Annotated in this window: 23 protein-coding genes; 11 read left to right on the top strand and 12 right to left on the bottom strand. The window is 65.5% G+C overall.

The features are described 5' to 3' along the window. Nucleotides 1–87: 87 nt before the first annotated feature. From QA649_RS12215 to QA649_RS12195, 5 genes are read right to left on the bottom strand one after another with little or no spacing between them, the layout of a single operon-like run. Nucleotides 88–714: a DUF3306 domain-containing protein gene (locus tag QA649_RS12215; protein WP_283024398.1), complete on the bottom strand. Its 627-nt coding sequence runs from the start codon at nucleotides 712–714 to the stop codon at nucleotides 88–90. Further along, the gene (locus QA649_RS12210) at nucleotides 711–1226 is read right to left on the bottom strand and encodes a DUF3305 domain-containing protein (RefSeq protein ID WP_283024397.1); all 516 of its coding nucleotides are present in this window, start codon (nucleotides 1224–1226) and stop codon (nucleotides 711–713) included. The genes QA649_RS12215 and QA649_RS12210 overlap by 4 nt, the downstream gene beginning before the upstream one ends. Continuing rightward, the gene (locus QA649_RS12205) at nucleotides 1223–2230 is read right to left on the bottom strand and encodes a DUF6352 family protein (RefSeq protein WP_283024396.1); all 1008 of its coding nucleotides are present in this window, start codon (nucleotides 2228–2230) and stop codon (nucleotides 1223–1225) included. Before QA649_RS12205 ends, QA649_RS12210 begins: the two co-directional genes overlap by 4 nt. Beyond that, nucleotides 2227–2766, bottom strand: coding sequence for a DUF6505 family protein (locus QA649_RS12200; protein ID WP_283024395.1), 540 nt, complete (start codon nucleotides 2764–2766; stop codon nucleotides 2227–2229). The genes QA649_RS12205 and QA649_RS12200 overlap by 4 nt, the downstream gene beginning before the upstream one ends. Then, the gene (locus QA649_RS12195) at nucleotides 2763–3518 is read right to left on the bottom strand and encodes a biotin/lipoate--protein ligase family protein (RefSeq protein WP_283024394.1); all 756 of its coding nucleotides are present in this window, start codon (nucleotides 3516–3518) and stop codon (nucleotides 2763–2765) included. The genes QA649_RS12200 and QA649_RS12195 overlap by 4 nt, the downstream gene beginning before the upstream one ends. 151 nt (nucleotides 3519–3669) lie before the next feature. Between QA649_RS12195 and QA649_RS12190 the strand changes: the two genes are divergently transcribed. Both QA649_RS12190 and QA649_RS12185 read left to right on the top strand, forming a co-directional pair. Continuing rightward, nucleotides 3670–5640, top strand: a complete 1971-nt coding sequence (locus tag QA649_RS12190; protein ID WP_283024393.1) for a 4Fe-4S binding protein — start codon at nucleotides 3670–3672, stop codon at nucleotides 5638–5640. 4 nt (nucleotides 5641–5644) lie between these two features. After that, entirely contained in the window at nucleotides 5645–5938 is a 294-nt protein-coding gene (locus tag QA649_RS12185) for a hypothetical protein (RefSeq protein ID WP_283024392.1), read from the top strand. Nucleotides 5939–5951: 13 nt separating this feature from the next. Here QA649_RS12185 and QA649_RS12180 read toward each other — a convergent pair whose 3' ends face one another. Then, nucleotides 5952–7241 (bottom strand): c-type cytochrome, encoded by a 1290-nt coding sequence (locus tag QA649_RS12180; RefSeq protein WP_283024391.1) that lies wholly within the window; start codon nucleotides 7239–7241, stop codon nucleotides 5952–5954. Nucleotides 7242–7386: 145 nt separating this feature from the next. On the opposite strand from QA649_RS12180, the gene QA649_RS12175 reads away from it, so the two are divergent. After that, nucleotides 7387–7620 carry a hypothetical protein gene (locus tag QA649_RS12175; protein ID WP_283024390.1) on the top strand — a complete coding sequence of 78 codons (234 nt, stop codon included), beginning with the start codon at nucleotides 7387–7389 and terminating at the stop codon, nucleotides 7618–7620. A gap of 103 nt (nucleotides 7621–7723) precedes the next feature. Here the strand turns inward: QA649_RS12175 and QA649_RS12170 are convergent, their stop codons facing one another. Then, nucleotides 7724–7936 (bottom strand): hypothetical protein, encoded by a 213-nt coding sequence (locus QA649_RS12170; protein WP_283024389.1) that lies wholly within the window; start codon nucleotides 7934–7936, stop codon nucleotides 7724–7726. A 1151-nt stretch (nucleotides 7937–9087) separates the two neighbouring features. Here QA649_RS12170 and QA649_RS12165 point away from each other — a divergent pair. Then, the gene (locus QA649_RS12165) at nucleotides 9088–10020 is read left to right on the top strand and encodes a hypothetical protein (protein ID WP_283024388.1); all 933 of its coding nucleotides are present in this window, start codon (nucleotides 9088–9090) and stop codon (nucleotides 10018–10020) included. 349 nt (nucleotides 10021–10369) lie between these two features. Here QA649_RS12165 and QA649_RS12160 read toward each other — a convergent pair whose 3' ends face one another. The 5 genes from QA649_RS12160 to QA649_RS12140 all read right to left on the bottom strand — a co-directional run bounded on the left by QA649_RS12160 (nucleotide 10370) and on the right by QA649_RS12140 (nucleotide 12855). After that, nucleotides 10370–10645 (bottom strand): DUF2934 domain-containing protein, encoded by a 276-nt coding sequence (locus QA649_RS12160; RefSeq protein ID WP_283024387.1) that lies wholly within the window; start codon nucleotides 10643–10645, stop codon nucleotides 10370–10372. 165 nt (nucleotides 10646–10810) lie between these two features. Then, nucleotides 10811–10996: a hypothetical protein gene (locus tag QA649_RS12155; protein WP_283024385.1), complete on the bottom strand. Its 186-nt coding sequence runs from the start codon at nucleotides 10994–10996 to the stop codon at nucleotides 10811–10813. Further along, complete coding sequence (locus tag QA649_RS12150; protein ID WP_283024384.1) at nucleotides 10993–11154, bottom strand: DUF2934 domain-containing protein; 162 nt, start codon at nucleotides 11152–11154, stop codon at nucleotides 10993–10995. Before QA649_RS12150 ends, QA649_RS12155 begins: the two co-directional genes overlap by 4 nt. A gap of 127 nt (nucleotides 11155–11281) precedes the next feature. Further along, on the bottom strand, nucleotides 11282–11611 hold the full coding sequence (locus QA649_RS12145) for a hypothetical protein (RefSeq protein WP_283024383.1): 330 nt from the start codon (nucleotides 11609–11611) through the stop codon (nucleotides 11282–11284). Then, a complete protein-coding gene (locus QA649_RS12140; protein WP_283024382.1) occupies nucleotides 11608–12855 on the bottom strand; it encodes an AraC family transcriptional regulator in 1248 nt (415 codons plus the stop codon). Before QA649_RS12140 ends, QA649_RS12145 begins: the two co-directional genes overlap by 4 nt. 81 nt (nucleotides 12856–12936) lie before the next feature. Here QA649_RS12140 and QA649_RS12135 point away from each other — a divergent pair, with 81 nt between their 5' ends. From QA649_RS12135 to QA649_RS12105, 7 genes are all read left to right on the top strand, one after another. Beyond that, nucleotides 12937–14451, top strand: coding sequence for an ATP-binding protein (locus tag QA649_RS12135; RefSeq protein ID WP_283024381.1), 1515 nt, complete (start codon nucleotides 12937–12939; stop codon nucleotides 14449–14451). After that, on the top strand, nucleotides 14448–15119 hold the full coding sequence (locus tag QA649_RS12130) for a response regulator transcription factor (protein ID WP_283024380.1): 672 nt from the start codon (nucleotides 14448–14450) through the stop codon (nucleotides 15117–15119). Before QA649_RS12135 ends, QA649_RS12130 begins: the two co-directional genes overlap by 4 nt. A 106-nt stretch (nucleotides 15120–15225) precedes the next feature. Further along, nucleotides 15226–15609, top strand: a complete 384-nt coding sequence (locus QA649_RS12125) for a response regulator (RefSeq protein ID WP_283024379.1) — start codon at nucleotides 15226–15228, stop codon at nucleotides 15607–15609. A gap of 165 nt (nucleotides 15610–15774) precedes the next feature. Then, nucleotides 15775–17631 (top strand): FUSC family protein, encoded by a 1857-nt coding sequence (locus QA649_RS12120; RefSeq protein ID WP_283024378.1) that lies wholly within the window; start codon nucleotides 15775–15777, stop codon nucleotides 17629–17631. Next, nucleotides 17628–17831 (top strand): DUF1656 domain-containing protein, encoded by a 204-nt coding sequence (locus tag QA649_RS12115; protein WP_283024376.1) that lies wholly within the window; start codon nucleotides 17628–17630, stop codon nucleotides 17829–17831. Before QA649_RS12120 ends, QA649_RS12115 begins: the two co-directional genes overlap by 4 nt. A gap of 12 nt (nucleotides 17832–17843) precedes the next feature. Then, on the top strand, nucleotides 17844–19070 hold the full coding sequence (locus tag QA649_RS12110; RefSeq protein ID WP_283024375.1) for an HlyD family secretion protein: 1227 nt from the start codon (nucleotides 17844–17846) through the stop codon (nucleotides 19068–19070). A gap of 533 nt (nucleotides 19071–19603) precedes the next feature. After that, on the top strand, nucleotides 19604–20344 hold the full coding sequence (locus QA649_RS12105) for an AraC family transcriptional regulator (protein ID WP_349254064.1): 741 nt from the start codon (nucleotides 19604–19606) through the stop codon (nucleotides 20342–20344). Nucleotides 20345–20510: the final 166 nt, after the last annotated feature.

Below are 20510 nucleotides of genomic sequence, written 5' to 3'. Positions count from 1 at the left end.
CAAAGCGCTAGGCGAAGCGTAGTCCCGGCGGAACCGAGGGTCAATCGCCTCCCATAGTCTGCGGCTATGGCCTTTCGTCGGGGAGCCCTAGCGGGGCAGCGCGCCGCCATGCGTGCGGCGAGGAATCGACAGCTGTTCGCTTCCAGTGCTTTCGGCGACCGCTCGTTGCGTTGCAGCAGGAGCAGGAGCTAACTCGGGACGCGCTTCGTCTTCGGCGGCGATCTCGACACCTGGCCCCTCGACCTGACGCAATTCCCGCGAAGAATCCGCGACTTCAACGGGGGTCTCGGACAGCGTCTCGGCTGACTTGCTGATGCCACCGATGATCCTGTCCACGAACGCGGCCAATTCTGCTTCCGAACAATCCAGCGGCCCAAATCCCGGCATTGCGGAGGGATCGTTGAAGTCCCATGCGTTTTCGGCAAGTCCGACGAAGTCGCGTATGGCGGGATCAGCGCTCCAGGCGCGACGAAGCGCCGCACGTGTCAGCTCCTGCGGTATCCCCTTGCGCAAGAACGCCTTGATATCGGTCGCTGATGTGATCGTATCGATCGAAGGCAGGCTCGAGAGGTCGAACTCCGCTTCGTCGTCTTTCGTGGCGGGCGGCGGTGTCGACTGCATGTCGTCGTGCATTGCCGGATCCGGCTGCGCGGCGTTCGCCTTTGCCTCGTGCTTGAGTCGGGACCAGCGCGCCAGGAACTTATCCTCGCTCATTCGTGTCCGCCTTCATGCTGCCGGCGCGCCAGCGCCTCCGGATCGGCCTGCCGCCGCTTGCGTTTGAAGAACTCACGTTCGACGTGGTGCTCGGCAACGAAGCTTTCAATCTGCTCGCGCAGAACTTCCGGCATGGGAACGGCCTCGACCAGATTGGCGCCGGCCTCCGTGAACGCTTCGCCTTCCGCGGGATCTGCGGTGGCGGCAGCCACCGAGTAGGGCCAGGCGCCTTCGGCAGGCGACAACACTGTCCAAATGCTCGGACTCCCCGACGCGAGATTATCGCGATAGCGCGCCGTCTCGGAACTGTAGAGATCGACCATAGCGCTGCCGGCATAGAACAGTGTCCCACCTCCCTCTTCTCGGAGCACCGTCCAGGACTTTGTGTCCGGCTCGTCCGGCAGCACGGCGACAGCGCGCCAGACGAAGTCGGCCCACGGCGAGTCCGCCTTGTGCCGCTCGACCACGATGCCGACGGGAATGCGCACGAGCGGCAGCGCAGCCGGGCTCATGTCACCATCTCCAGATGCCTGATCGGCAACCCCGTCAGCAAATTCTGCGGCTTCATCCGGAGCTTCTGATCGGAATTCATCGACAGAATGAGATAGATCGGCTCACCCTGCATCTCGTCCGCGGCCGCACTCTTGTCGGCAAACGTCAGGCGGAACAATGAAAGCACACGGCCGGCGCTGCGGTCATCGAGTTGCTCCCCGTGCCAGAGACGGTCCCCCAGTCTGGTCGCATCAGCGTCGAGCCCGACATACCAGGTGAGCCGCGCATCACGCAATTCGCGCAGCGGCTCAATGCCGACGTCGATCCCGAGCAGATGAGAGATCCAGCGCGACATCGCCTGCGCCAACGCCCTCGGCCCGCGCCCCCCCGCGGTGAGGTCGAACGCCATGTCGAAATCGTCGCTTCGGTGCCAATAGTCGTCGGCATTGTCCTCGCCCAGGACGTCGAGCTGGGCATCGGTCGCGGCCCCCAGCATCGACATCAGCGAGAGCACCGGGGTCGGACTCTGCCCACCGACGACCTCTTCATCTCCGAGCAGCAAGGCCTGCTCATGCGGCAGGATGCGCTGCGGGCGGAAGAACAGCTCGGCTGCGCGCAGCACGAACGGATCATCGCAGCCATCGAGCGCATTGCGCAGGATCACATGCACGAGCTGATTGACGAACAGCGGCGGCAGATCATTGGACCGCGACCGGACGGTTGCAAGATAGGCGGCCTCGAGCGTCGGATGCCGCACCAGGAGATCGCGAAAGGCAAGCACGAACCGCCAGTTCTCCCGGGCATCCGCATCGACAATCGCGGCAACCTCGTCAGCGCCGACCGGCCGGCGGGGAGCGGCGAGCAGCGCGCCGTGCAGTCGCCGCTCGACCCGACATGCTTCGTCCGGCGGGATCAGCTCGGGACGCGCAAAATAGGCCTTCAGGAACTCGTCGGTGACGCAAAGCCCACCGCTCTCGCTACGATCGAGCAGATGGTGGCCGCACGCGATCCAGAAATCGTTCATCGGTGCTGCCGCTCCTGGCTCATATCGGCAAGCCTGACATTGCCGTCGGATTCGACGTCATCCTCGGCTTCCATGAACGAGAACGCCTTGCCGTGCCCCTGCCCTTGCCGCAGCTGCAGCCTGCGGAACGACTCGCGGACCTCGCCGGCGCTCACCGAGCGGTGAACGGCGATGAGCGAACTGATCGGATGGGTGCAGAGCGACTGCACAAAGGCAACCTCCTCTTCGGCGGCCGTCCGCGCGGTTGCCGGATCCGGCGCGCCGAAGCGATCGATGAGTTGACCGGCGAGGAGCTCGATCAGCGCCCGGCAATCGCTCTCCGTTGCCGGCGCAATCTGCGCCAGCGTCGACCAGCCCCAGGACTGCACCCCGAGGAAGCCGCTGCGAAACGCCGCGCGCGCCTTGCCGCTCAGCGTCGCGGGATCCTGGTCGCAGAAGCGGAACGCGCCGGAGACGGCCCATTCGCCGGGCTCCGCCGCCGCATCGAACACGAAGGTGTCGGAGGGATCGAGCGCGATGGTGCGCAGCAGTTTCATAGCCGCGGTCCCCCGAGTTTCGGATCGAGCCAGGACGGGGTGGCGAGCGCCTTGACGAGCTCGCTCCGTTCAACCCTGTCGGTGCCGACGCGGCGCGTGAGGAGATCGCCGCCATCGTCGATGTTCAGGACAGTCCGCCGCTCACTGGGAACCCGGCTGAGATAATCGCGTGCGACACTGTCAAAGCCGTCGACCTGCCAACTATCGATCGCCCGCATCAGGTGCCGTGCAAAACTCTCGGTCACCTCTGCGGCCCCCGCTTCGCCAAACCCCTCCTCATCCAGCGCGGACGCGAGCGGATGAATGCCGGGCCCCTGGTCGGCCATTGCGACCGTCCGGATCATGGCGCCGAACACCAGCCAGGCGGGCGGCTCATCCTCGCGCGCGGACGACGGCCATCCCATGCGCGCACCGCCGACCAGCCCGCCATCGATCTCGACGGCGTCGGGCCAGCCGATCGTGACGGTCTTGTTCGGCGGCGCGTAGGCGCGAAGAGCGTCGGTGAGCGCGACCATGCCGGCGTAGAAGGCGCGCCGCGCGGTGCGCAAGGGTTCGCCCGGCTCGAGCACCACGGCGAATTCGGCAAGATCGAACCGCCCGACATACACCAGCGTGCCGGCGCCGCTCTTGGGTGCAATGCGGCAAGCGTCGGCAAAGGCGTCTCTGCTCTCACGCAACCGGACGAGCGTGAAAGGCGGCGGCAGCTGGATCGGCTCCGCCAGGGAGACGTGGCTGGTTGGGGTCGACCGCAAGGCCGTCCTCCACTTTCCTTTTCTTCCCGATAGTGAATATCTATACGAGGTGCAGGAATGGCGCGAGTCCGCAAGTCGGCGCCGCACTGGCGGAGGGATTGACCTGAAGCAGCCAGCGAAAACCGTCCTGATCTGCTCGTGTGAAGACACGATGCGCCTTGACGTGGCCACGATCCGGCGTGGATGCCCCAACTGCGAGATCAGGAGCTATCGTCATCTCTGCGGCGCGGAGCTCGATCATTTCCGCAGCGCGGCAAAGGCGGATGGCCCGCTGACGGTCGCCTGCACGCAGCAGGCTGCGCAGTTCACCGGTGAAATCGGCGAACGCCCCGGCGGGATCAGCTTCGTCAACATCCGCGAGACCGCGGGCTGGTCGCGCGACGGCGCGAATGCGGGCGCGAAGATGGCGGCGCTGCTTGCTGCGGCCGAGATTCCCGCACCGGACTATCCGCTGGTCACATCGTCGAGTGACGGCATCATCCTGATCTATGGACAGGACGAGGCTGCGATCGAAGCCGGGCGGCTGCTCGCCGATCATCTCGATGTCACGGTCATGCTCAGGCAGCCGGCAGACGTGACGCCGCCTGCCGCGGCAGTGTTCCCGATCGTGAAGGGCACGATCCGCAACGCGCGGGGCCATTTTGGCGCATTCGAGCTCACGATCGACGATTACGCGCAGCCGCGCCCGTCTTCGCGCGATCGCTTCGTGTTCGAGGCCCCGCGCAATGGGGCGACCTCACGCTGCGATCTCGTGCTCGACCTCTCCGGCGATGCGCCGCTGTTCCCTGCGCACGAGCTGCGGGACGGCTATCTTCGCGCCGATCCGCGCGATCCCGCGGCCGTGCTGCGCGCCGTGCTGACCGCTCGCGATCTCGTCGGGAGTTTCGACAAGCCGAGATATGTCGACTTCACGCCCAGCCTCTGCGCGCATTCGCGCTCGAACCTGACCGGATGCCATCGCTGCCTCGATTTGTGCCCGACCGGCGCGATCACGCCGGACGGCGACCATGTCGCCGTCAACGCAGATGTCTGCGCAGGTTGCGGGCAATGCGCGGCCGCCTGCCCGACCGGAGCTGCGTCCTACGCACTGCCGCCCGCCGACACCCAGTTGCAGATGCTTCGCGCCATGTTGCTCGCCTACCGCGAGGCCGGCGGTGCGGATCCTGTCCTGCTGCTGCATGACAGCGGGCACGGCACGCCGCTGATCGATGCGCTCGCCCGTCATGGCGGCGGATTGCCCGCCAATGTGCTTCCCCTCGCCGTCAACGAGTTGACCCAGGTCGGCCTGGAGGCCGTCATCGGCGCATTCGCGTATGGCGCGGCGGCCGTGCGGTTCCTGCTGCGCGCCAAGCCGCGGCACGGCGTGACCGGGTTGTTGCAGACGATCGCCATGGCCGAGACCATTCTTGCCGGGCTCGGATTTGACGGCCGCCGCGCGGCCACGATCGAAACCGACGATCCCGACATTCTGGCTGACCAGTTGACCGGGATCGGTCCCCTCGCCGGCCTCGAAACTTCCGCAACTTTCCGGACGGTCGGCAAGCGCGGCGATCTGCTTCGCTTTGGCCTCAGTGAATTGCATCGCCTCGCGCCCAAGCCTGTCGACGTGATCGCCTTGCCCGCGGGCGCACCGATCGGTGCGGTCACCGTTGACACCAGCGGTTGCACGCTGTGCCTGTCCTGCGTGTCGGCCTGCCCGACCGGCGCGCTTCGCGCCGATCCCGAGCGTCCCGTCCTGAAATTCGTGGAGGACGCCTGCGTGCAGTGCGGCCTGTGCCAGAGCACCTGTCCCGAGAAGGTCATCACCCTCAACCCGCAGATCGACTTCCGGGCACGGCGCGCGCCGGCACGGGTGATCAAGGAGGAAGAGCCGGCCCTGTGTGTTCGCTGCGGCACGCCCTTCGGCGTCAAGAGCACGATCGATCGGATCGCGACAAAGCTCGAGGGGCGGCACTGGATGTATCCCACCGGAGACCGCCGGACCGAGGCCTTGCGGATGTGCGCCGATTGTCGCGTCATCGTCATGAGCGAACAGCAGTTCGATCCGATCCAGGACGTTCCGGAACGCGCGCCGCCACGGACGACGGATGACTATCTGCGCCAACGCGAGAACAAGGACTAGCCGCATGCCTCGTTTCATGATGGGTTTTTCGACGTGCCTTGCCATCACGGTTCTCGCCGGCACGGCCGCCGGGGCCGCCGCCCTCACTAGGGCTGAGAAGGTCGCGCTCAAACAGGCGATCGTCGCCTGCAAGGCCGAGGCGAAGGGCAAGAAGATCAAGTGGCTGTCGCGCAGGAAATACGTCAACCAGTGTGTCGTGACGGCGCTCAAGGAGCATCCCAGCATCGACGTCGCTCGCATGCTCCAGGAGAAGCCGGAGCTGACGAACATTCCCGTGGAGCAATGGCCGGCCTATTAGAGCTTGTTGCCAGCTACTTCGACGTCGCACGGGCCAGAAAGTCCGTGAGCGCGCGGCGATCCGCGGCCGAGCCGATGTGCTGCTCCGGCATCTTGGTGCCGGGCGTGTAGGCGTTCGGCCCGATCTCGAACAGTTTTGAGACGGTCTCCGGCGTCCAGACGATATCCATCGCCTTGAGCGCGTCGGAGAAGCGATAACCCGGCAGCGAGGCGATCTTCCGGCCGAACAGTCCCGCGAGCGTCGGCCCGGCACGCTGAACCTCGGTTTCCGACAATGTATGGCAGGCCACGCAGGCCCTGAAGATTTCGGCGCCGTGATCGCCGGCATAGGCCGCAAGCGGATCCGCCGGCGTGCCCAGCACGTTCGACCCGATCGCCGCGCCGGTCAGCGCATTCCAGCGTCTGATCTTGCCGTCACTCCCGCCAGTCAGGAGCGTCGCGCCATCGGGCAAGAACGCGACCGACCAGACCGGCGCGGCGAGCCCAGCGAGCGTGCGCATCACGCCCCTCGCCTTGCGATCGACGATCGCGACAGTGCCGTCAATGGCCCCCGTGGCAAGCAACGCGCCGTCTTGCGAGATCGCCAGGGCGACGATCGGCTTGGCGGCGACCGTGACCTCGCCAGTCTCACGACCATCGGTGATCATGCGCAGCTTGCCGTCTGCCGCGCCGGTGACGATTTCGCCATCAGGCGAGATCGCGACGACGTTCAGCGGCGCCGGCATCATGATGGTCTCGGGGCTGCCGTCCGGCAGCGGCCAGATCCGCACCGTCAGATCGTAGCCAACGCTCACCAGCGATTGTCCGTTGGGAGCAAAGGCGACGCCGTTCACGCCTTGCGAGTGGCCGTGCAGCACGCGCGTCCCGCCGTCGGAGAGCGATGAGATCCGCACCGTGTTGTCCCATGAGGCCGATGCGAGCTTCGACGTATCGGGAGAGACAGCGAGCGCGACAATGGGTCCCGCATGACCTTCGACAATCTGGTCCGGTTGCGGCCGGCCCGGCGTCCAGATCGCAATCTGGCCGTCCGCGCCAGCCGTCGCCATTCGCCCGTCTCCGAGGAAGGCAGCCGCGTTCACCGCACCCGAATGGAAGCGCAGGACCTGCTCGGCGGTCTCGGTCGCGAGGGACCACCGGATGGCTGCCGTGTCGAAGCTGCCTGACAAGACGGTCCTGCCGTCGACCGAAACGGCGAGCGCCCGGACAGGCCCGCCGTGCCCCGCCAATTGCGCCTGCGCGGGCCGCAGCGGGAGAAGCAGCGATGCCGTCAGAAGGACGGTGGCAAGACGCAGGCGCGTCGACATTGGCCCTTTGGGCAAAAACGCCCCCCTTTGATCCAGCTCAACGAGCGCAGCTCGTATCCGGTTCCTGGTGCGACAAGCGGCGCCTTGAATGGCGATCAACCTGGTCGCAGTCTCGCCAGCGGCGCCTCAGAGACCGAGGCCGACTATGCAACTGCACCCGAGAGACTATCTGCAATTCATCTCGCGGTTGTGGCACTTTCGCGCGCTGCCGCCGCGAAATCGCGATCCCGACACGCAAGGCGCATCGCCACTGCTCATCTACATCGTCGTCGTGTTGGCGCTGTTCCTGGTTATCCTTCAAGCCGACGTCTACCAGCTTACATCCCTGGGGCTGCCCGGCAATCCCAACGGGATCAACCCGATTTTCCTCAGTCCTTGAGACCGCGCGTGCAATTGCGGGCACGCGCGACTCGACCAGCCGCATGGCGGACTGTTCGAGGACATGCGAGCCGCCCGGATGAGACGCGACAGCAGGATTGTCTCTACGGCTGCGTTCCCCCTGGGAACACAAGAGATCGATCTGCGAGCTCTTGAACCGGAAGCCCGCCCTGTTGCGCCTGCCTTTGCATCTCTTGCACCGAAGGCATCCCTGCCCCCGATGTGCTATTCATCGGCAACGGATGCAATCGCGGCATATTCGACGCGGCCACGACAGCTGTCAGCGCGGCCAAGGCAGAGATCATCAGGAGCTTCATGCGAACCTCCGTTGGTTCGAAAAGAGTCGAAGCTCTGACTAGTGCAGGACTCGAGATCCCCGTGTGAGATCGCTCACATCTCTCGTTCTCTTGATCGTCGCCGGGGCGGCCTGCGCCGCGCTCGCCAGACGCAGTGCTGCATTCTCGCGGCTGAATTCGCCCGAGCTTTGCTTGGTCTCTCCACCCTCTCTAGCCAAGAGGGCGCAGGGAAGGCCGGGTGCCGACCTCGCACCCGCGGTCTGCTGCGCGAAGATGTAGCGCAAAGGAACCGCACAGCAGCATACAGGTGGAGCCAATCACTCGGCCTTCCCTGCGCGATGGTTGGACGGCTTATGCCGCGCTCTCCCGGGAGCCGAGTTCATTCTGGCCTCCCTCACTCCCGCGAAATTCACCAGCATCGCGCCGGTTGACGCGATCACCGCATCCGCAAGAGCTTGACCGTAGCAACGACGGCCAGGACCACACGGTTTTGCCGTACGCGCGGCCCGCCATTTCCACCGCAGTATTCCCAGCCCCGTCGACGAAGCCGGAAACTTACAGACGAGACGAACCTGACAGCGCCGTTCGTCCGCGCGCGGCCGCGGGCTCACCGGGGACTACCCTCCCTGCCCGCACCTTTCGCGCCCGACGCTGCCGCGTCCACCGCAAGCCCGGCTCGCGAAAACGACGACCTCATGATCGCCCCTCAAGGATGAGCCGGGATGGGCGACAAATACGACAAATCCGAATTTCGGTAAAGTGGAATATTTTTACGGAGAGGGGTTGACGGGGGTATCGGGTGTTTTGCCCGACGGGAGGATCCAGTCCCATTGTGTGAAGCAGGTCACTGCAAGATCGAGTATTTCCCCCTACAAAGACCGAGCATGGCCGCAAACAAGGTAACGGCGGTACGCACGAGACTGTAGAGCGATCGACAGCTATGGACTATTCGAAGCCGCCAGCGTGAAGAACCCGGCGGCTTTCTTCTCGCCTGCACAGTCAAGTGCAATTGGTAGCGGGGGAGCGCTACCGCTTTTCCCCACATCAACCAATCCTATGCCCATCCTGCGGGCTGTGTGCTTCAGATCACAGCAAGATTACGCGCCTTAGCCTACACCCCGCTCCATTCGTCAATACACGCTAACATTGTATTTCATCCCGGAGGGTTGTCGATGAGCGATGGCGATCATCGTTGTGGCAGAAGGACAGTGGCGTCATGGCTCGCCGCCGCGGCAGCGCTGGTCGCGCTCGCGGGATGTGCGCTGCCGCACCTCGTCACCTTTCCGTTTCGGCAACCCGGCCCCGCACCGAACGTCGGCGCTCCGCCCTCCGCCGGGCTGCTGCTGTGGCTCGAGGGCGACGGCTCGCTGGTGCTCGATGGGGCTGGCCGCGTCGCTCGCTGGAACGATATACGGGGCGGCGATCGTGCGGCGCTGGCGCAGCTTGGCTTCAAGGGCAGCCCGGTGACCACGACGTTCACGACCCCGACCGGTCCCCGCCCGCACACCGGTTTGCGCTGTGCGGCCGACAGCGGCAGGTGCGCCTATGGGGCAAGCGATTTTCGGCCGGGCGTGCCGCCGCTCAGTCTCACGGGAACGCCCTATTCGATCCTGGCGGTGGTGGTGCGGCGCCCCGGCCCGCGGCTCAACAACTACTTCCTGATGACCTCGGGGTCCGGATGTCAGGCTGCCTTCGGTGGCACGGGATGTACCGGGGGTACGGTTCTCCACCTGGGCTGGCTGTTCGACAGCGTGATCCGTCACAGCCATTACGACTTCGACGTCGACTCTTTCGCGCCAAGGCCAGCCGAACAGCCCGTCCTGATCGTCGCGCAATCCGGTCGGCGCGGCGGCATGGATGTGGCAAGCCTTGACGCGGGCTCTCCTCATTCAGCCTTCCACGGCCGCACCGATCCCGGGCCGTTGAGCGCCAGTGGCCAGCTGCTGATCGGCGGCACGCCGTTCTTCGGACCCAGCGGTCCGGATGTGCCGGACTGGTTCTTCAATGGCGATATCTTCGCGCTGCTGATCTACGGACGCGAACTCACGCTCGCCGAGCGACAGCAGGCCTCGGACTACCTGCGCAACAAATATGGGCCGCGTTGACGAAAGACCTTCGGCAACGAGCTCCGTCCCTTTCAAATCTTGCGAAACTGTTTGATCTTGCAATGCCGAGGCGAACCCTCGCGTATCCGCAGAGCCTCCATCATCATTTCCACTGTGTGCTTCAGATCACAGCAGAATCACACGCCCTCGCCTACACTGACAGAGCATGGCCGCAAACAAGGTAACGGCGGTACGCACGAGGCTGCGGAGGCGATCAACAGCTTAAGGACTTTTCGAAGCCGCCAGGGCGAAGAACCCGGCGGCTTTTTTCTCGCCAGGGAAACGGCGAACGAAGCCTGCGATGCGGCCTGCGGCCGATATCGCCTGGAGCCGGCAGCTGTCGAAGGGATCAGGCGCCCGAGCCCTTCCTCTCCTCGCGTTCCGCCTCGATCTGGCGCTCCGCTTCGAGCCAGAAGTCCAGGTCACGATCGGTCGGTCGGCCGGCCTGCTCCCAGAGCTCGTACGCACGCGCGCGTACCTCGCCGCGCCGCATCATGCGAAAAAGCTTTCGCTTCAGCTCCTCCGCGAAGCTTCTGAAGCGCTGTCCCGTGGTCTCGTCCTTGACGAGCGCGGCCGCTCGCGTTGCGAATTCGATCTGGCGCTCGATCTTCTGCTGCTCGTCCACTGCGAACACTGCCGTAGGAAGAGGTTGTTTCAGAACCCGTGCTGTTCAGACACACAAGTCTTTTCCGCCGAGTTCTGTTCCCTGAGATGCAGTTCGCGGGGACGGATGGGGCGAAGCGAAACTCAAGCCTCGGCAGCGGAGCAGCATGGAAGCGACGGGCGCCGCCTAGTGCCACGTCGTGTCGGCTTCGACGATCACCACCCTCGTTTCGGGATCTTCGGTCGTGTTGCAGGTGCAAGGCATGCCCTCGCCGCAGCGGCAGCCGCCGAGCTTTTCGCTCCAGACCCGGAGCGGATGGTTTTCGCAGACCCATCCCAGACCCTGGCAGAATGGGCACGTCTTGTCGGTCACAGCGTATCCGGCGTCCGCTGTGTGTCGGACTTGTCCTCGTTGCGCAGCTCCTGCTCGGCCGCGCGCCAAAACGCTTCCTCACGGCCTTCGGGCTTACCGGCCTGCTCCCACAAGCGGTGCGCACGTTCTCTGATCTCTTGCTCGGTCGGCTCGGACAATTGCATCTCCTCGTGTGAAGCACGGCCCGCCCTGGGGGGTATGGGGGCTTGGAGGCGGGCCGTGCGGGCCAGCGATCGGCGGCGACCCTGGCCCGCGGATTCAAGCATCGACGGTTCGCAAGAGTTCCTACTCGGGCGTAGCACCCCGGCGCGCCCTGGGCCCGACGCACTGCCCCGCGCAACCCATTCCCCTGGCGAGCGCGACGGCGTCGAGCCCGGACAGGTCGATCAACGACTCCATCGATGCATAACGCGCGATGACGCCGGCGACGAACCTGCAGAAGCTGAGAGTGACGCGACCGTAGAAGACGCCTGCTCCGGGCTCCGAGGATGCGAAACGATAGGAGGCGCCGAGACCGCGGGCGATCGCCAATAGTCCCATGATCTCGTGGTGCGTCAGGGCCGAGTGAATGCCGAGCAGTGAAAGCAACAGGGCTTGAATGCCGAGGCTGCTCATGACGGCCTCGCCTCGATGCGCGGCATCGGCAGGAATTGCGCGAGATGGGCACTCCTCCACTGATAGGGCGTATCGCCGGCGAAGCGCTTGAACACCGTCGTGAAATGAGCCTGCGTCTGGAACCCGACGGTCAAGGCGATGTCGACGAGCGAGGCGTCGGCCCGCTGCAGCAATTCCTGGGCTCGCTCGATCCGCCGCTTCAGCAAATAATCGTGCGGCCGCATGCCGACAGCCGCACGGAACTGCGCGGCGAAATGCATCCGGCTCAGGCCGGCCACGGCGGCCAGATGCTGCAAGGTGACCTTCGCGTCCAGATTGTCGTCGATGTACTGCATGACGCGCTTGAGGCGCCATTTCTGCAGCGACCGCACTGTGCGGCAGGCCTGCCCTTCGCGGTCGCCCTCGGCCGGCTCGGACTGGCCTCGACTGACCACCGTCCGCCGGCTGGCCTCGCAGGTCAGCATGGCCAGACGCAACGCGTCGACCAGGATGGCGGAATGGGGATGGTGCATGGCTTTGGTGGCCGCGAGTGCATCCGAGAGGCGCCGCATCACCGGATCCGCGACCTCCTCCGCATCCGTCTTTCGATCGGACTCGGCGGACACGCGCGCAAGACGTTTCGCGGAAACCCTGAAGCTCGGCCCGCCGTCGGCCGATCCTCGCACCTCCGGCGCAGGCGCCTCGATGGCCAACGCGACATCCAGATGCACGAGGGAGAGCGTCATTGCCCCTTCGCCAGGGCGCGGCGAACGCTTCGTTGGCCGCAGAAGCGGGCCGTCGATCGACGAGACGTCGATTGCGGCGGCGACATGATCCTTGGCGGTTTGCGGGTATGACATCATCAGCGACATCGTCGAGCCTCCTTGTCCCAGTTCGCAGCGGCAATGCCTGGCCGGCTTGTCCGAATGCGATGGGAGCAGAGTAGTTCGGCGATCCGCGCGCTCCATTCTACGCGCGGGTGCATGGATAAGGTCTCGGGTTGACCGCGTCATACCTAGGTATGATCGCAGCGCGGCCACGGGACGAGGGCGCGAGCGGAACTCCTCGTCTGCGTCCACGGACGTGCGAGCCCGATGGTGCGGCGCGCCCTGCGATAGTTTGACGCGCCTGCGTTCGGCGGGATCGCCGATCAGCCTTGTTCTGCCGGGGAATCCCTTGTCGGAACTCACGCCGGATTCAACTTCACACGAGGTCTTCCAAGAGAGCACGAAAATCACTTGGCTGGATATTGTGGACGCGATCAAATCGCGGCATCAACGCGGCTGCGATGAGAAGAAACACCGCCTGCGACGATGACGAACCTTGATCGGCCTACGGGTTCACCCATGAGCCGCGCCGGCTTGCGGTTCTGGTCCGCCGTCCTCGCCTTCGCGGTCTTCATGGTCGACGTGCTGACGCCGCTCGAGGGCGCGGTCGCGGTGCTCTATGTCGTCGCGGTCCTGCTCGCGGCGAGGACGAACCGGCGCAACGACATCATCATTGCCGCAGCCGGCTGCATCGTCCTGACCTTGAGCGCCTATCTGACGTCGCACGGTCTGCAGACGATCGCCTCGCCTGCCCTCCGCGCGCTGGTGAGCCTCGCGGCCATCGGGATCACGACCCTGCTGGTGCTGCAGAATCACGCCGCGCACAGCGCGCTGGTTCAGAGCGAGCAGCGATACCGCCGGATGTTCGACGCAACCCGGATCGGCGTCGTCGAGGAAGACTGGAGCGGGCTCCGGGCCGCGCTGGATTCGCTACCGAGCCGCGGGGCGGACCTGCGCGATTATCTGGCACGACATCCCGATTTCATCCGGCATGCCCGCGGGCTCGCCAGGATCGTCGACGTCAATCCGGCCCTGCAGAAGATGGCGGGGGCCAGCAGCTCTGCGGCCTTCATCGAGAACGTGGACAAGCTGCTGGGCGAGAACGATCGCAGTTTCCTCGACGCCCTGGTCGCATTCGCGCAAGGAGAGCGGTTTCACGAAGGCGAGACCGAGCTCGTGCGGCTCGACGGACGCAAGGTCCCCGTGCTGTTCACGATCACCTTTTCGCCCCGATTCGGCGGAGATCATGACGTGCTCGTCTTCGTCGTCGACATCACCGAGCGCAAGCAGGCGCAAGACGCGCTGCTCGCGGCGCAGGCCGAGCTCGCCCATGCGGCGCGCGTTGCCACCCTCGGCGAGCTCAGCGCCTCCATTGCGCACGAGGTGAACCAGCCGCTGGCGGCGATCGTCACCAGCGGCGAGGCCGGCTTGCGCTGGCTGCGGCGCGACGTTCCCGACCTCAAGGAGGTTGCGACCACGATCGGCCATGTCGTGGCTCAAGGCCGCCGTGCCAGCGAGGTCGTGACCCGCATCCGGACCTTCCTGAAGAAGGCTTCGCCCCAAAAGGACGTGCTCCTCATCGGCGAGATCATCGACGAGGCGACGGCGCTGGTCGCGCGCGAGCTCGCCAAGGACGACGTCGCCCTCATCGTCGAGACGGAGCCTGACCTGTCGCCGGTTCGCGGCGACCGGATTCAGCTGCAACAGGTCCTGGTCAATCTTCTGATCAATGCCGGCCAGGCGTTGTCGGGCCGGCCTGGTTCCCGCACCATCACGCTGCGCGTCAGCACCGCCAACAGCGAGACCCTCGCGATCACGGTGCAGGACAGCGGCCCGGGCATCCACCCTGACGACCTGCCGCGCCTGTTCGATCCGTTCTTCACGACGAAGGACGGCGGGATGGGCATGGGACTTGCGATCTGCCGAACGACGGTGGAAGCTCACGGCGGCCGATTGTCGGTGGCGAGCACCCCGGGTTCGGGAGCGACATTCCACCTGACACTGCCATTTAGCCAAGAACACGCCCTGCCATGACAAGACCAAACCAGGCCCAACCGCCGGCGCCTCCCTCCAGCGCAATCGTCATCATCGTCGATGACGATGCAGGCATCCGCGCCTCACTCGACAGCCTGTTCCGATCCGTCGGCCTCGAGACGCGGCTGTTCGGCTCGCCGGCCGAACTGCTCGGCAGCTCGCTGCCCGACCGCCCCGGCTGCATCGTGCTGGACGTCCGCCTTCCGGGCGTGAGCGGGCTCGATCTGCAGGGCCAGCTCGTCCGGCAGGGCATCAGCTATCCGATCATCTTCATGACCGGCCATGGCGACATTCCGATGTCGGTGCGCGCCATGAAGGCCGGCGCCGTCGACTTCCTCTCCAAGCCGTTCCGCGACCAGGACATGCTCGACGCCGTGACGGCGGCGCTCGAACGCGATGCGCTGCACCGCGCCGAAGCCGCGACCAAGGACGACATCCGGGCCCAGTACGAGACCCTGACGACGCGCGAGCGCGAGGTGATGGGCCATGTCACCGCCGGCCTGATGAACAAGCAGGTCGCCGCCCTGATCGGCCTCAGCGAGATCACGGTCAAGATCCACCGCGGAAACGTCATGCGCAAGATGGGGGTTAGGTCACTGGCCGACCTCGTTCGCAAGGCCGAGGCGCTCGGGGTTTCCCAGACCCGCAGGTCTCCGGACCAAACCTGAGTATAATTCCGGTGGGCCTCGCCCCGGGTGCATAAGACCTCATCGGCCGCGCAACGGGAGATATCCTCCTTGCCTTGCGGAACACCGCGGTCAGGATTGTGCGCGAATGGCCAAAACCCCTGTGATTGCGATCGTGGACGACGATGAGGGCGTTCGCACTTCGCTTGCGAGCCTGGTTCGCTCGCTTGGCTACGAGGCCGATCCCTACGAGTCCGGCCTCGACTTCCTGCGGCATGCACCGGGAGACGATCCCGCATGCATGATCGCCGACATCCAGATGCCTGTGATCACCGGCGATGAATTGCAGGCGCAATTGATCGCGTCCGGCCGCCGCTTCCCGATCATCTTCATGACCGCATTTCCAAGCGAAGCCGTGCGTCAGCGCGTGATGGCCGCCGGCGCGCATTGCTTTCTCGGCAAGCCGTCCAGCGGCGACGAAATCATCCGCTGTCTCGAGGACGCGCTGGCAGGCCACGGCGCAGCGCCGTAATCCATCGGTCCCTCGCTCGCGCGGCACCCTCGTTCCCCAAGCGTGCATTCTGGCAACCGGGTTGGTGGACCGGAAATACCGGCAGGCCCGGCCAACCTCATAGTCGCCGTCGATATTGTCGATATCGGCAGGGCGGGCACGCTCTGCCGAAGCGGATGGGGAAACATGCCAGTGAACGCCACCAGTGCTGCCGTGCCGCGCCCGCTGGTCTTCGCCGGATTCCCCGCGAGCTCCTGGGCTTTCGCGTTGCGCGTCTGGCTGGCGATGCTGCTCGCGCTCTATGTCAGCTTCTGGCTCGAGCTCGACTCGCCGTCGTCGTCCGCCCTCACCGTGGCCGTCCTTGCCCTGCCGACACGCGGCCAGGGCATGGAGAAGGCCGGCTACCGGCTGCTCGCAACCGCCATCGGCGTTGCCGCATCGATCGCAATCGCGGGCCTGTTTTCCCAGACCGACGGTCTCCTGCTCGCGGTGCTCGGCATCTGGGTCGGGCTCTGCGTCTATGTCGCCGGGATGCTGGACGGCAATCGCGCCTATGCAGCGGCGCTCTGCTGCATCACCGTCGCCCTGGTCGATATCCAGCAGATCGACACGCCGCTCCAGGTATTCCCGGCCGGCGTCGCACGCGGCGCCGCCATCGGCATCGGCGTCCTTGCAGTGGCGCTTGTGAACGAGGTTCTGGCCGCGCCGAATTACCATCCGGTGCTGGCCAGCCGCATCGAGGCGCTGTACCACCGGGTCGCGGACCTCGCGCAAGGCGCCGAGCGCGCCTCCGCGCCGGCTGCGGCGAGCCTGTTGCATGACATCGCGGCACTGCATCCGGAGATCGCCAGCCTGGCGACGGAATCGAGCATCGGCACGGCAAGGACCGAAGCTGCGCGCGCCGCGCTGGTCGACCTCGTCAGTGCGCTCTCGCTCGGCCGAATGCTCGCAGCGCTCCCCGCCGCCTCCCGGGATGCAGCCGGGCTGATTGAGATGTCCCGATCCTGCCTCCAGACCGAGATCGGCCGAAAGAATGCGCAGGTCCGCAGCAGCCTCGACGCGCTGCGTGAAGGGATGCGGCCGTCCCATGCATGGCGCGCGCCGCTCTATCGCTCGCGCCGCATCGCGGCGGAAACCGGCGCACGAGCCGCGATCTCGTTCACGCTGATCGCGGTCTTCTTCGTGCTGACGGGCTGGCCGAGCACCGAGCTCTGCCTCTCGCTCGTCGCGGTGATCATCGGCCTCAGCTCGACGTCACCTGCGCCACGCAGCTTCACGCTGGTGACGTTGACGGCGATGCCGATCGCCTGCGCGCTGGCCGGCATGCTGAAATACCTCGTCTTCAACGGCGTGTCCGAATTTCAGCTGCTGGCGATCGGTCTTGCGCCCGTCGTCATCGGCCTCGCGCTGCTGATCTCGCTGCCGAACCCGACACTGTCGTCCCTCGGCCGCCTCGTCCTGGTGTTCACGATCGCCGTCCTCGTACCGACCAATCCGCAGAGCTACGACCCCGAGGTGTTCCTGGTGACGAGCCTCTTTGCCTGCCTGTCGGCGGTGCTCGTGTTCGCGGCGCAGATGCTGCTGCCTGCCCTGTCGGGCGACCGGCGGGTTCGGCTGCTGCTGGGAGAAGCCAGGCGCGAGCTGGACCATCTCGACCGCGAACGAACCCGATACCTCGCACCGGAGGAAGCCGCGTTTCGCGACGCGGCCCGGATCGAACAGATCCTGACCGCAAACGGCGCCTTGCCTCTCGATGGTCAGATCACGGCCAAGGCGATCCGCTGTTTCGACCAGGCGGAAGCCTTGCGGCGCTGCCGCGCCGAACTGGACCGGCTGCGACAGGGGCCGCTCGCCGGAGCGGCTCAGGACGCGCGCGAGGCCCTCGCGCAGCGGAACGGCGGCGCGATCATCGCTTCTGCCGAGGTGCTCCGCGAGGCGGCGGCGCGAAGCAACCTGTCCGCCAATTCGGCCATCGCCATGCTGATTGCGGCGAGCGGCGCATTCGCACCGTCACAGCCTGAAAACCGGGGCGAACGGCCATGACGAACACCTATCGGGAGCTGGTCGTCGGCGGCGTGCTCATCGCCCCCATCGTCACCTATGCGGCAATCGCGCTGCTTGCGTTCCTGCTGCTCCGTCCGCTGCTGCGCTTCGTCGGATTCGCAAGATTGTTCAGCAACCCCTCGCTGGCCGAGCTCAGTCTCTACATTGCGATGTTCGGCCTGCTCGCAATGTTCTTCTAGGGAGAAAGAGCCATGGCCGACACCGCGAACGGCCCGGGCGTGCCGGAGACCTTGGCGCGTGATACCGGCGATCGCACGGCGGAGAACCGCAAGCCTCAGGTAGAGGCCGCGGACTCATCGAGGCCGCTGCGAAGAGCGTTGGTCCGTTTCGCCCGCGGTGCCGGCAAGCATCTTGCGACGCTAGGTATCGCACTGATCGCGGTCCTGATCGCGGTTGCGACCTGGCAGCACTACGTGACCGCGCCCTGGACGCGGAACGGCAGTGTCCGCGTCCAGGTCGCCAATGTCGCGCCGCAGGTTGCGGGCAAGATCGTGGAGCTGAGGGTGGCCGACAACCAGTTCGTCCACAAGGGCGACGTCCTCTACGTGATCGATCCCTTCGACTTCGAGGTCGCCGTCCGCGTCGACAAGGCGCTGATGGACCAGCGGGCCGCGGACCTCGTGGTGAAGCAGGCCGAGTACGAGCGGCGCCAGCATCTGTCCGACCTTGCGACGACACCGGAAGAGCAGCAGATCTATGCCGGCAATGCGGCGCAGGCGAAGGCTGCCTATGAGGCGGCGGCCCACCAGCTCGCGCAGGCGGAGCTGAACCTGAAGCGCACCAGCGTGGTCAGTCCGGTCGACGGCTACGTCACCAATCTGCTTTTGCGTGCGGGCGACTACTCCGTCACCGGCGTCAGCAACGTTTCCGTCATCGACTCCAACAGCTTCTGGATCGACGGCTATTTCGAAGAAACCAAGATGGCGCGGGTCTGCGTTGGCGATCGTGCCGAAGCGCATCTGGTCGGCTATTCCAGGCCGATCCTCGGACATGTGAAGACCGTGACGCGCGGCATCAGCGTGTCGAACGCCGCCGTAGGAACGCAAGGCCTGCCCAACGTCGATCCGATCTACACCTGGGTGCGGCTGGCACAGCGGGTACCGGTTCGCCTCGCCATCGATACGGTGCCGCCGGGTGTGCCGCTCGTCTCCGGCATGACAGCGACGGTGACGATCCGGCAGCCGTCCGCAAGCGGCGGCCAAACCTGGTTCGACCGGTTTCGCACGAGCTTCGTCGACCCCGTCTTTGATCTGTTCGGCGCCGGACGTCCGCCCCGTCCGAATTGCCTGCAGGCAACGTCGCAGCAGCGGCCCGAAGTGGAAACACTTCCCTACACACGCGAGCCCGCGGTTCCGCCCGCAGAGAAGATCGCACCCGGCCTCACGCCCGGCATCGACGCCTCGCCGCGCCTGCCCTGAAGCTGACGAGCCACCTGACATTGGGCGAGACGCACCTCGTGTCTCTTCGGTGCGCGTCGCCTGCTAACACCGGGCGCTCACCCCAAGTGTTTGATCGCTTTGGTTCAATTGAACTCTTTGCGACATGCGGTCGCAGTCTGTGCACTTGCAACATCTAACACCCTTTAAGCATCCGTAACGAGCCTTGCGACGGCTTCAGACTTATCGTTCGAGCATGAGCCAATTGCATTCTGCGAGCCGACGACTGCAGCAGAATCCAGGATACGGGACGAACGATGTTCACTGATCTGCAAGCGGCCGGCGCCTGGTCGACCTGTCACCCCAACCGTCACGAAACCGAATCCCCGCTGGGGGCACGCGCAGTTCCCTGCGAGCGAAGATGGCGTCAGCCCGGCCAACATGCCGGCACGTCGCCAGAGGACATCACGATCTCGCGCTGGGTCTGCACGCAAGCAGACATAAGGCAGGAAGAAGCGACGACGCCTTGCGACCGATACTTCCTCGCCATCGCCTTGAAGACGACCCCCCTCAAATTGAGCAGAGGCCGTCGCACCATCTTCGACGGCATCATGCCGGCAGGCACGCTCTATGTCGGCGCGCCGTCGCAGCAGCTCTGCGCATTGTTCTCCGCGCCGTACGATTTCCTGCATTTCCACCCCGCCGCCAGCGTCTATTTTCCATGCTCGTGCCCCGGCGCAGTTCCCGCCTCGCCCGAGATCTTCAACGACCTCGTCCTGCTCCGTGATCCCTTCGCCGAGCAGCTCGCGAAGGCGCTTACCGAACATGGCCATCTGGCGGACCGGGAATTTGCCCGCTGCATCGGCCGGACGCTGGCCATGCACGTTGCCCGGCACGAGCGACCGCACACGAAAGTCAACGCGCTGGCGAAATGGCGGCTGCGGCGCGTCGAGGAGTATGTCGGGGCACATTTCGAGCGCTGCATCAGCCTGTCCCAATTGGCCAAGGTCGCGGGACTGTCCCGCATGCACTTCGCGGCCCAGTTCCGCGTCGCGACGGGCTACCGACCGCGGGAGTACCTGCTGCACGAGCGCGTCGAACGCGCCAAATCGATGCTAACGAGCTCGGACACGCCATTGGCCGAGGTGGCGCTGGCCGTCGGCTTCTGCACCCAGGCGCATTTCTCGACCGTCTTCAAGCGGATGACGGGTGACACGCCGGCGCGCTGGCGGAGCGCCGTGCGGAACGCGTCAGCTTCCTCCAACCTCTCGGATGGCGATCCCGCGTCGGCGCACAAGTCCATGTCGCTCTCGTGAATCATGCGAAATGAGAAACAGCAGGGGTTCGTGAAATACGCCGGCTGCGTGATCGGCGATGGTGTGCGTGTTACGTGACTTAAGACCCCCAAGTCACGGCTCGAGCCTTCCTCCTCCCTGGGCAACGAGCATTTTAGGGGCCGTCCTCCCCCAAAGGACGGCCCCC

Source organism: Bradyrhizobium sp. CB1717 (assembly GCF_029714325.1).
Lineage (GTDB): Bacteria > Pseudomonadota > Alphaproteobacteria > Rhizobiales > Xanthobacteraceae > Bradyrhizobium.
The sequence above is the reverse complement of the archived record's forward strand: the minus strand, read 5'-3'. Positions and strand labels throughout refer to the sequence as shown.

What these genes read in the sequence shown, in the direction of transcription:
- QA649_RS12215 (WP_283024398.1), bottom strand. Translation starts at nt 714, where the DNA reads ATGAGCGAGGATAAGTTCCTGGCGCGCTGGTCCCGACTCAAGCACGAG.
- QA649_RS12210 (WP_283024397.1), bottom strand. Translation starts at nt 1,226, where the DNA reads ATGAGCCCGGCTGCGCTGCCGCTCGTGCGCATTCCCGTCGGCATCGTG.
- QA649_RS12205 (WP_283024396.1), bottom strand. Translation starts at nt 2,230, where the DNA reads ATGAACGATTTCTGGATCGCGTGCGGCCACCATCTGCTCGATCGTAGC.
- QA649_RS12200 (WP_283024395.1), bottom strand. Translation starts at nt 2,766, where the DNA reads ATGAAACTGCTGCGCACCATCGCGCTCGATCCCTCCGACACCTTCGTG.
- QA649_RS12190 (WP_283024393.1), top strand. Translation starts at nt 3,670, where the DNA reads ATGCGCCTTGACGTGGCCACGATCCGGCGTGGATGCCCCAACTGCGAG.
- QA649_RS12185 (WP_283024392.1), top strand. Translation starts at nt 5,645, where the DNA reads ATGCCTCGTTTCATGATGGGTTTTTCGACGTGCCTTGCCATCACGGTT.
- QA649_RS12180 (WP_283024391.1), bottom strand. Translation starts at nt 7,241, where the DNA reads ATGTCGACGCGCCTGCGTCTTGCCACCGTCCTTCTGACGGCATCGCTG.
- QA649_RS12175 (WP_283024390.1), top strand. Translation starts at nt 7,387, where the DNA reads ATGCAACTGCACCCGAGAGACTATCTGCAATTCATCTCGCGGTTGTGG.
- QA649_RS12170 (WP_283024389.1), bottom strand. Translation starts at nt 7,936, where the DNA reads ATGAAGCTCCTGATGATCTCTGCCTTGGCCGCGCTGACAGCTGTCGTG.
- QA649_RS12165 (WP_283024388.1), top strand. Translation starts at nt 9,088, where the DNA reads ATGAGCGATGGCGATCATCGTTGTGGCAGAAGGACAGTGGCGTCATGG.
- QA649_RS12145 (WP_283024383.1), bottom strand. Translation starts at nt 11,611, where the DNA reads ATGAGCAGCCTCGGCATTCAAGCCCTGTTGCTTTCACTGCTCGGCATT.
- QA649_RS12135 (WP_283024381.1), top strand. Translation starts at nt 12,937, where the DNA reads ATGAGCCGCGCCGGCTTGCGGTTCTGGTCCGCCGTCCTCGCCTTCGCG.
- QA649_RS12130 (WP_283024380.1), top strand. Translation starts at nt 14,448, where the DNA reads ATGACAAGACCAAACCAGGCCCAACCGCCGGCGCCTCCCTCCAGCGCA.
- QA649_RS12125 (WP_283024379.1), top strand. Translation starts at nt 15,226, where the DNA reads ATGGCCAAAACCCCTGTGATTGCGATCGTGGACGACGATGAGGGCGTT.
- QA649_RS12120 (WP_283024378.1), top strand. Translation starts at nt 15,775, where the DNA reads ATGCCAGTGAACGCCACCAGTGCTGCCGTGCCGCGCCCGCTGGTCTTC.
- QA649_RS12115 (WP_283024376.1), top strand. Translation starts at nt 17,628, where the DNA reads ATGACGAACACCTATCGGGAGCTGGTCGTCGGCGGCGTGCTCATCGCC.
- QA649_RS12110 (WP_283024375.1), top strand. Translation starts at nt 17,844, where the DNA reads ATGGCCGACACCGCGAACGGCCCGGGCGTGCCGGAGACCTTGGCGCGT.